This is a genomic window from Streptomyces sp. OR43 (genome assembly GCF_008042275.1).
Taxonomy (GTDB): Bacteria; Actinomycetota; Actinomycetes; order Streptomycetales; family Streptomycetaceae; genus Streptomyces.
Genome location: NZ_RDBK01000027.1, coordinates 972 through 10,770, shown reverse-complemented (window position 1 = coordinate 10,770; position 9,799 = coordinate 972). Strand labels below are relative to the sequence as shown.

General features: G+C 72.1%; 7 protein-coding genes and 3 pseudogenes. 8 read left to right on the top strand and 2 right to left on the bottom strand.

What is annotated here, in order from left to right:
* The 3 genes from EAO72_RS15270 to EAO72_RS15260 all read left to right on the top strand — a co-directional run.
* Positions 1-462, top strand: a 462-nt coding sequence (locus EAO72_RS15270) for an ATP-binding protein (protein ID WP_315986305.1), incomplete at its 5' end; no start/stop codon positions are given.
* A 242-nt stretch (positions 463-704) separates the two neighbouring features.
* Positions 705-2,243: a serine/threonine-protein kinase gene (locus EAO72_RS15265; protein WP_410090332.1), complete on the top strand. Its 1,539-nt coding sequence runs from the start codon at positions 705-707 to the stop codon at positions 2,241-2,243.
* A gap of 52 nt (positions 2,244-2,295) precedes the next feature.
* Positions 2,296-4,455, top strand: a complete 2,160-nt coding sequence (locus EAO72_RS15260) for a UvrD-helicase domain-containing protein (protein WP_148017880.1) — start codon at positions 2,296-2,298, stop codon at positions 4,453-4,455.
* Here the strand turns inward: EAO72_RS15260 and EAO72_RS44045 are convergent.
* A pseudogene (locus EAO72_RS44045) lies at positions 4,421-4,606 on the bottom strand (hypothetical protein); the annotation flags it as partial. The gene EAO72_RS15260 and the pseudogene EAO72_RS44045 overlap by 35 nt on opposite strands.
* On the opposite strand from EAO72_RS44045, the pseudogene EAO72_RS15250 reads away from it, so the two are divergent.
* Positions 4,593-5,222: pseudogene (locus tag EAO72_RS15250) on the top strand (hypothetical protein); the annotation flags it as partial. The pseudogenes EAO72_RS44045 and EAO72_RS15250 sit on opposite strands and share 14 nt — an antisense overlap.
* A 13-nt stretch (positions 5,223-5,235) precedes the next feature.
* Here EAO72_RS15250 and EAO72_RS15245 read toward each other — a convergent pair.
* A complete protein-coding gene (locus tag EAO72_RS15245; protein ID WP_046907272.1) occupies positions 5,236-5,421 on the bottom strand; it encodes a DUF6104 family protein in 186 nt (61 codons plus the stop codon).
* Between the two features lie 214 nt (positions 5,422-5,635).
* Here EAO72_RS15245 and EAO72_RS15240 point away from each other — a divergent pair, with 214 nt between their 5' ends.
* From EAO72_RS15240 to EAO72_RS41955, 4 genes and pseudogenes are all read left to right on the top strand, one after another.
* Positions 5,636-6,202 (top strand): CU044_2847 family protein, encoded by a 567-nt coding sequence (locus EAO72_RS15240; protein ID WP_148017879.1) that lies wholly within the window; start codon positions 5,636-5,638, stop codon positions 6,200-6,202.
* The gene (locus EAO72_RS15235) at positions 6,199-8,283 is read left to right on the top strand and encodes a VMAP-C domain-containing protein (protein WP_148017878.1); all 2,085 of its coding nucleotides are present in this window, start codon (positions 6,199-6,201) and stop codon (positions 8,281-8,283) included. The genes EAO72_RS15240 and EAO72_RS15235 overlap by 4 nt, the downstream gene beginning before the upstream one ends.
* A gap of 127 nt (positions 8,284-8,410) precedes the next feature.
* The gene (locus EAO72_RS15230; protein WP_148017877.1) at positions 8,411-9,433 is read left to right on the top strand and encodes an AAA family ATPase; all 1,023 of its coding nucleotides are present in this window, start codon (positions 8,411-8,413) and stop codon (positions 9,431-9,433) included.
* A gap of 7 nt (positions 9,434-9,440) precedes the next feature.
* Positions 9,441-9,799, top strand: a pseudogene (locus tag EAO72_RS41955) (hypothetical protein); the annotation flags it as partial.

Genomic DNA, 9,799 nt, shown 5'->3' with positions numbered 1-9,799 from the left:
GCCCAACCCCGCCTCCCCTGGCACCACTTCACCATGCGGTTCAGCTCCACGCCCCGCGGGGCCCGGCTCGCCCGTCGGCTGGCCGGTGAGCGACTCGACGCCTGGGGCGTCCCGTACGGCAGCAACACGCACGACGTCGTGACGCTGGTGGTCGCCGAGCTCAGCGCGAACGCTGTACGCCACGGGCACGTGCCCGGGCGGGACTTCCGGCTGCGCCTGTCCGCCGAGGGCAGCGCCCTGCGCGTGGAGGTCACCGACACGCGCGGCGAGCGACTCCCCGTACAGCCGGCCGCCGCGGCGCCGGATGCCGGGCTCGACGTAGACGTAGACAGTGACGGAGACGGAGACGGGGGCAGAGGGCTGCTCCTGGTATCGGCGCTGACGGACCGTTGGGGCTGGTTCCCGTGTACGGACGGGCCCGGCAAGACGGTCTGGGCCGTTGTGGAGATCCCGTCCGCGTAAGACGTGGCCCCGTGACCGGAAAGCTACCTTCCGCGACGACCGATCGCACACCGGCTGGACCGGAGATCACTCTTCCGGAGAGACTTGCTCCCGACGATGCCGGAGCCGGGCCCGTCCGCACGCGCCGTACGCGCACGTGTCCGGGTCCGCACCCGCACGTACGCACACTCGGGGGCCCTGTGCCGCAGCAGCAGTCGATCGCCGGTCGTTACGAGCTCCTGGAGCCGCTCGCCAACGGAGGCATGGGCGATGTGTGGCGCGGCTATGACACCGTGCTCGACCGGCCCGTCGCGGTGAAGCGGATCAGGCCTCAGGCCGTGGCCGGCTCGCCGCAGCTGGCCGAGGAGTTCGTCAAACGGTTCCGCCGCGAGGCCCGGATCACCGCACGGATCCAGCATCCCGGCGTGCCGCAGGTGTACGACGCGGTGCTCGACGACAGCTACGAGCGGCTGTTCCTCGTGATGGAGCTCGTGGACGGCCTGCCGCTGTCCACGTACATCCACCCGGAACGCCTGCTGCCGGTCAGCTGGGCGGTGGCCGTGGCGGCGCAGGTCGCCACCGTGCTGTCGCACGCGCACGAGGTGCCGGTCATCCACCGGGACCTCAAGCCGAGCAACATCCTCGTCGCACGCGACGGGACGGTGAAGGTCCTCGACTTCGGGATCGCCGCCATCCTGCGGACCGACGTCACCAAGCTGACCGCGACCGGCAGCCCCATCGGCACGTACCAGTACATGGCCCCCGAGCAGGTGCGCGGCGGGCGGATCTCGCCGCAGACCGACCTGTACGCGCTGGGGTGCGTGCTGCACGAACTGATCGGCGGGCGGGTGCTGTTCAGTGCGGAGGGCGAATGGATGGTGATGTACCAGCACGTGAACGCGGCCCCCACCCCGCTGCGCGTGCTGCGTCCCGACGTGCCCGAGGCCCTGGAGGGCCTTGTTCTTCAGCTGCTGCTGAAGTCCCCGGAGGCGCGGCCGGCCGATGTGCAGGAGGTGTACGAACGGCTGCGGCCGTTCCTGCCGCCGCCGGGTCAGAATCTCGCGCCCGGGGACGCAGGGCCGCAGGGTGTGCCCGATCCCACGGGGATCTTCCGCGATCCGTACGCGCCGCGGGCACGGGCGGGCACATCTCGCGGCGCCGCAGGCACAGCGATCGATCCGCAGGCCGGCCTGCCCGCCCTTGTACCCGTGCCCGTCCCGGCGCAGCTGCGCGAAGAGATCGACGAGGCCTACGCGCATTCCGACGCGCTTCTGGAGGAGGAGAGGTTCGCGCAGGCGGCCGAGGTGCTGGGTGAGGTCATCGAACCCGCCGCACGCGTCCTGGGTGCGGAGAGCAAGCGGGTGCTGGCCCTGCGGAAGAAACGGGCGGCGATCCAGTTGCTCGGCGGCGACTACCGGGCGGCGCTGCCCGAGTTCGACGCCCTGGCCGACGCGTATGCCCGTACCGACGGGCCGACCGGCGCATCGGCGCGCGCCTGTCGCGCCCAGGCCGCCCGATGTCGCGCCGAACTCGGACAGGCCACCGACGCGCTCGCCGCACTGCGCGGCCTCCTGGATGTCGTACGGACCGTCGACAGCGACCTGAGCGAGGAAGCCGTCGAACTGCGCCGTGACATCGGGATGTTGCTGCTCGCCCAGGGGCAGGCGGCCGAAGCGGACAAGATTCTGCGGCCGTTGCACGACGACCTGTGTGTGGTCTTCGGGGCCAATGACGACATGACCGAAGAAGTCGCGGAGGCGCTCGCCCTGATCCGCCTCGGCCTCGACGGGCCCGGCACCTGAACCCGCACCTCACCCCGTGACCGCAACCGCTGCTTTCCCGGAGAGTCCGCACATGCCTCACCTCGCGTTCGACATCGGCTTCTGCGCCCAGCTCGGCAAGCTCCAAGGCACCGTCAAGCAGGGGGTGTTCGACGCCTGGGAGAAGTTCGAGCGGCTCACCCTGGACCAGCTCTTCAAGGACCCCGGGCTGAAGCTCGAAACGCTGAAGCAGGCCCGCGATCCACACATCCGGACCATCAGGATCGATCAGGGAACGCGAGGCGTTGTGCTCGCGCCCGACAGCGGGGACACCTACGTGCTGCTGCGGGTGATGCCTCACGACAAGGCCATCGCCTGGGCGATCAAGCAGAGGGCCAGCATCAACACGGTGACCCGTGCCGTCGAGGTGCGGGACATCGCGATGCTGGACGAGCTCACACCCGCGTACGAGCGCATCGCCCCCGCGCCCGAGCGGCGGCTCTTCTCGAAGGTGTCCGACGGGGATCTGGCCGCTCTCGGGATCGACGAGACCACGCTGCGCCAGGCGCGCGCACTCACCGATGCCGAGCAACTGGAGGTCTTCGCACCGTACTTCCCCCAGGACCAGCGCGAGGTCCTCGAGTACCTCGCCGCAGGGTTCACCGTGGAGGAGGTGTGGCGGGATGTGGTGTCCGTCGGGCTCGCGGCCGCACCCGGGGACGACGCGCCCGTGGACACCGAGGACTTCGCGACCGCCATCCACCGCACCCGCACCCGGATCGCGCACGTCACCGGGTCCGAGGAGTTGCGGGACATCCTCGACAAGCCGTTCGCGGCCTGGCGGGTCTTTCTGCACCCGTCGCAACACAAGGTCGCCTACCGGGCCTCATACTCCGGCCCGGCCCAGGTCACCGGGGGTCCCGGCACCGGAAAGACCGTCGTCGCGCTGCACCGGGTGCGGCATCTGCTGGGCTACCTGAAGGACGGCGAGCGCATCCTGCTCACCACCTACACCAACGCGCTGGTGGGTGCCCTGCGGACGGGGCTCGCCTCCCTCGTGGAGGACGAGGCGCTGCGCGACCGGGTGGACATCATGACCGTGGACGCGTTCGCGGGGCGTGTCCTGTCCACGTCGCGTCGGCCCCTTCGCGGCGGGGAGGAGGAGACACGGTGGGCGCAGGCGGCGAGCGCGACCGGGTTCACCGGCAGCGCGCAGTTCCTCGGGCAGGAGTACCGGCACGTGGTCCTGGCACAGAACCTGCGGACGGAGCAGGAGTACGTGGACTGCGACCGCCCAGGCCGCGGCAGCAGGCTTCCGGCGTCGGCCCGTCCGCCGGTGTGGCGGACGGTGGAGGAGTTCACGGGGCGGCTCGCCGCCGACGGGTTGCGCACGTATCTGGGCACGTGTGCGGAGGCCGCCGATCTACTGGCGGCCGAAGGTCCCCGGTACCGGCATGTAGTGGTCGATGAGGCGCAGGACCTGCACCCGACCCAGTGGCGGCTGCTGCGGGCGGCGGCCCCGGCGCGCCCGGACGATCTGTTCATTGCCGGGGACCCGCATCAGCGCATCTACGACTCGAAGGTGTCGTTGAAGGCGGTCGGGATCAAGGTCGCGGGCCGGTCCGCCAAGATGCGGAAGAACTACCGCTCCACGCACGAGATCCTCAGCTGGTCCACCGCCCTCCTCATCGGGCGCCCCTTCGAGCAGTTGGCGGACGAAACGCGCAACGAGACACTGCTCGGCTACCGTTCGGCCCTGCACGGCAACGGGCCCGAGGTGTGCGCAGCGGATTCGGAGGACGGGGAACTCGACGCCGTTCTCGCGCGGGTCCGTGGCTGGATCGACAGCGGGATCACACCGGGCGAGATCGGGGTGACGGCCCGGTTCAACAAGAACTGCGACAAGGCCGTGGCTCGGCTCCGGGCGTCCGGAATCCTTGCAGCCCGGCTGCGTGGTGATGTCCCCGCATCACCGGACGCCGTGCAGGTCGGCACGATGCACGCGTTCAAGGGACTGGAGTTCCGCTGTGTCGCGGTCATCGGTGTCAACGAGGCCTCGCTGCCCTATCCGCGGGCGGTCACTCCCGTCGACGTCGATCGCGTGCAGCACCAGTCCGACCTGATGGCGGAACGCTGTCTGCTGTTCGTCGCCTGCACACGGGCCCGCGACGGGCTGCACGTGTCGTGGTCCGGTGCGCCGAGCGAGTTCCTGGTGGAAGCGGGGGCGGCGGGAGTGGGGCGGTGGACCAGCTGAGGATCTCGTGCGTGGAGCGGTAGTTCTTCCGCATCTTGGCGGACCGGCCCGCGACCTTGATCCCGACCGCCTTCAACGACACCTTCGAGTCGTAGATGCGCTGATGCGGGTCCCCGGCAATGAACAGATCGTCCGGGGCCACCGCGCTCGCGGTCGGCTCCACCTGGCCGGTCCTGGCGCTGTGGTGGGACGGCGACCGGGCCGGATACACGCTCGCCGCGGGATTCCGCCGTCCGGTCGGCTACGTCTGGCTCGCCGACGGGACTCCCGCCGGTGAGGACGAGGCGATGCGTACGTTCGCCGAACGGCTGGGGCTCGATCCCGTGCTGGACGTCCAGGCCCTCGAAGCCCTGACCCGCCCCGATCCGGAGACGGACGCCCGGGCCCGGCTCCGCGGCCTGCTCGCCGTGCTCACCCGCGTCGGTCTGGAACTCCCGGCGGGCCTGGACCCCGGTGAACCCTCGGACCGGCTGGCCGCGGGCGCCGGGCTGCGGCCGGAGACCGAGAGGATCGCGTGGACCGGCTGGCGGGACGCGGTCAGGGTCGAACTCGACGCCGTGGAGAGCGGTCGCCTGGGCCCCTGGATGCGTGGCCCCCGGGCCCGCGCCCTGGCGGGTGCCCAGCTGGCGGCGGGACTGCCGATGGCGCTCTGGGGAGCGGGCCGGCGCAGGGGTGGATGGGTCTTCGCGGGGGCCCTGCTGATGGTGCACGGGGCGCTCGGCCTGGCGTACGACCGGATGCGGGACGAGGAACCCGGCGGGCGCTGAACGCCCGGGCCGGTCAGTCCTCGTCGTCGTCCTCGTCGTCCAGCCGGGCCAGCCAGGTGGCGAGGCGCTCGACCGGCACCTCGAAGTCGGGGTTGAGGTCGACGAAGGTGCGCAGCTGCTCGGCGAGCCACTCGAAAGTGACCTCTTCCTCGCCTCGCCGCTTCTCCAGCTCCTCGATACCGCGGTCGGTGAAGTACATGGCGCAAGTTTACCGACCGCCCGGACCCGACCCGCCGCCGCAGCTGGGGCCGTCGGCCCTGGTGGCAGCCCCGTCGTGACCGGCAGACGGTCCGCCGGAGGCCGTGCGGACCGGCCGAGAACCGGGCCGGCGCGTGCCCGCGTCCTGGTCCATGTACCTCGCATCGGCCGCCTACGGCCGTTAACCTGCGGGGAGTTGGGGAACGGGGGGCTTCATGGACGACAGCGGGACCCGTATTACGCGCATCGAGATGCCGGACGGCACACCGGTCTGGGCGCGGATCTCCGGAGCCGAGGAACTGGACCGTCCGGAGCCCGGTGGACTGACGTTCACGGACACCGGATTCGGAAACCTCACCGACCAGGTGCAGGCCCGGGTCGAGAGCCTGCACTCCGTCGTGACCAGCGTGGCGCGCTCGCTCGCCGTGCCGCTGCGCGCGGTGCGGCCGGACGAGGTCAGCGTCGAGTTCGGCATCGAGCTCACCGCCAAGTCGGGCAAGGTCGTCGGACTGCTCGCCGACGGCGAGGCCAAGGGCGCGATCAAGGTTACGCTCACCTGGAACGGCGGCGGGCCACCGGTCGATCCGCCCCCACCGGCACCCGTGCCCGTACCCGCTCAGGCACCCGTACCCGCTCAGGCACCCGCGCCCGCGATGCCGCCCGTTCCGTTCGCGCCCCCGGCACCACCGGCGCCCGTGCCCCCGGCCCCGCACGCCGGGGCAGCCCCCGGCGCACCGGCACACCCCGACGGCGCGGACGACACCGACGGCGGCGGGGCATGACCTCGGACSCCGACGGGGGCGCAGAGGGCGGACAGGGACAGTCGGACGCTGCTCTTCTGGGCCTCGTGGAGGACGCGACCGTACGCATCCATCGACCGGCGTCCGGGTATGCCCCTGACGGACCGGGCGGTGAGGCTCCGGGAGGGGAGTTCCTGGGGAGCGGGTTCTTCATCGCTCCGAGCTGGATCCTGACGTGCGCCCATGTGGCGATGCGGGGGGAAGGGGGCATGGTGAACGTGGTGTTCAAGGCCGACCGGTACACCGGCGAGCTCGCCGAGGTCCCCGGCAGGGTCGTCGTCGCCATGCCCGGCACCCGGCCGCCGGGGACCGCCGCCTGGCCCGCCCCCGACCTGGCGCTCATCCAGCTCCGCCGGCCCGTCGAGCACGCCTGCGTGTACGTCGCCGAGCGCTCCGGGGCCCTGCTCCGCGGCGGTGACATCCGCTGCGTGGGGTGGGTCAACTCGCCCGGCGGCGGCCTGAAACTGCGCAACGGCACCTACCGGGTGAACGGTTCCTACGGTGCCGCCGACGATGTGGAGCAGGTCGTCCTCCTCGACGAGGGCTGGCTGGAGCCGGGCATGTCCGGCGGGCCCGTGATCGACTTCGCCCGGGGCGAGGTCGTCGGAGTGGTCAAGTCGAGACTGGACAGGCAGCAGGGCGGTACGGCCGTTGGGATCGAGCGGCTGCGCACCCTGGAGGTGCCGTCCACACCCATCGAGACCGAGACCGACGACACGTACCAGGCCGTGTTCCACGCCCACGACCGCTACCACGCGGACCGGCACAACGTCGCGGTCGGCACCGAGCGGACCTGGACCGACGTACAGAGCGAACTGCCGGTACCCCCCGCCGGCGTCCTCGGCCCCCGGCTGCGCGCGGATCTGCTCGGGCGGCTCGCCGAACTCCCGCCGCCGGCCAGCACCCGCGGTCTGCTCACCCTCCTCGACCGCCTGCCCGGCGTCTACGCCCGTGACCACCGGCCCGCCCCGCGCGGCTGGCGGGACGGTCTGGGGGTGCTGTACGAGACCCGCGTCCGCGACCGGCAGGCCCGCTTCGAACTGATCGTGCGCTACTGCATGGGCGTCCTCACGGCGGACCGGCCCTGCGGACAGCTCTCCGTCACGAACGCCAAGGCGCTGTGGGGGTGGGTGAAGCGGATCGCCGACGTCGAACTGTCCCGGGATCTGCGCGGGCAGCTCGACAGGGAGTGGGCGGCCGTCCGGCTGCGCCTGGAACAGAACCGTCAGCAGGCCGTGCGCCCCTCAGTGAGCGAACCCGTCGTGTACGGGGACCGCGACGGAGTCGTGCTGAACGTGGACCTCCAGGGCTGGGCCCGCGACCAGTACGACTGGCGGGTCGCCGTCGACCGGCAGGCCTCGGGGGCGGAGCCCATCGACGAGGACAGCCGCGGCGCCCCGCTCGGCACCGTTCCCGACCGGCTCGCCGCCGCGCTCGCCGAGGCCTTCCGGCGGTGCGACGAGCCGGGCAGCCCGGCGCTGCTCCAGGTCGTCGTGGCGCCCTCGCTCTTCGGACTCGCGGTCGACGACTGGGTGCTCCCTTCGAACGGGCTGCCGCTCGGAGCCGTACGTCCGGTGGTCCTGCGCAGCTCCTACCAGGGGCCGGCCGAGGAGCGGCGGACGCGCTGGGGCACCGGGCCCGCGTGGGGGCTCCACGCCGAAGCGGTCGACTGCGAGGACGATTTGCGGGTACGTGTACCGGATGTGACGCGGCTGCGGACCCTGGCGCACGGCACCGTTCCGGTCCTCTGCCGCTACGGCAGCCGGCCGGACTCCGACACCACCGCCGGGGTGGTGCGGCTGATCGACGCGGGCTTCGGGGCCGTCCTGCTGCAGCGAAGGGCCGCGGAGGCCGACATGGTCTGCAGGGAATTCCACCGGCGCGTGGCCGAGGCCGTGACGGACGCCGGCACCCGGGACCGGCTGCCGTGGAAGATCCATGAGCTGAGAAGAGGAGTGGGGGCGGGACGTACGGAAATGTTCTGGTCCGACGGAGTCGCCCTTTATTGCGACGATCCGAACCGTGCGCTGCCGGAGTCCGACGCGTTCCTGGAGGCGCCGTGACGCGAAGATTCCCGCCGCGCACCCGGAGGTCAAGGGGCCTGCCCCTTACGGGGGTTACTCAGGATCGATACGGTAAGGCAGGTTCGACGGCGGCCGCCCGCAGGCGAGTGACAACGAGGAACACGCTATGAGTGAACCCAGCGAGTGGCTCATCTACCGAGGCATCGGCGAACCGCACGACGAGGTCGCGCAGCTGCCGCCGCCTCCGCCCTGGCGTGATTTCGCCGGTGCGTCCGGCGGAGCGGACGGGGCCGAGTCGGCCGACCGCCGCCTCGGCATTCCCGGACGCATCGCCGACGAGCACCGGCCCGGGGCCGAGGAACTCGAAATGATCAACGCCGCACTGTACTTGCGGCGTCCGCTGCTGGTCACCGGCGACCCGGGCGCGGGGAAGAGCACCCTGGCCCACTCCGTCGCGCGGGAGCTGGAGTTCGGCAAGGTGCTGCGCTGGCCCGTGGTCAGCCGCACCACACTGCTGGACGGCCTCTACCACTACGACGCCATCGCCCGGCTCCAGGACGTGCAGATCGCCTCGCACGCCGCCGCCGGCGGCGGCGAGCCCGGTGCGGACTCGGCCCAGAGCGTGGGCAGTTACATCCGGCTCGGCCCGCTGGGCACCGCGCTGCTGCCGTCGGACCGGCCGCGGGTGCTGCTCATCGACGAGCTCGACAAGAGCGACATCGATCTGCCGAACGACCTGCTCAACGTGTTGGAGGAGGGCGAGTTCGCCATCCCCGAGCTGGAACGGATCGCGGACCGGCTGCCCGACGGCGAGGCGGACGTCCTCGATCACGACGGCAACAAGGTGCGGATCAAGGGCGGCCGGGTGCAGTGCCGGGCCTTCCCGTTCGTGGTGCTCACCAGCAACGGGGAACGGGACTTCCCCGCCCCGCTGATGCGCCGCTGCATCCACCTGGAGCTGGGGCGCCCCGACCACAAGCGGCTGGCCGCGTTCGTCAAGGCGCACCTGGGCGAGGAGGCCGCCCGCTCCAGCGAGGACCTCATCACGCTCTTCCTGGAGCGCTCACGCAGCGAACTCCTGGCCACCGACCAGTTGCTGAACGCGATCTACCTCACCCAGGCGGCGGCGCCGACCGGCCGCGACCGGCTGGCCGACCTGCTCATCCAGCGACTCGACCGGCCGAGGTGACGCGCTGATGCGTGCGGCGGACGGGACGCCCGGGGCCCCAGGGGGCCGGGAGACGGGTGGGGCACCCGACCCGGACGGCTCGGCGCCCGGTGCGGGCATGACGGTGGGCGGCTCGGCGCCCGGTACGGACCGGGACGGTATGGGCGCGGACGGTGCGGGCCCGGGCGGTACGGGCCCGGGCGGTACGGGCCCGGGCGGTGCGGGCCCAGGCGGGGAGGGGGCGGCGCCCGGTGAGGGGCAGCTGGCGACCCTGGTCGCCCGCCTGCGCGGAGCCGGGCTCGACCCCGACGTGGAGCAGCTGTGCGACGCGCTCTGGCTGGCCCGGTGGACCCGCGGCCCACGCGGCCCCTCGGGCCGGGCCTCCTC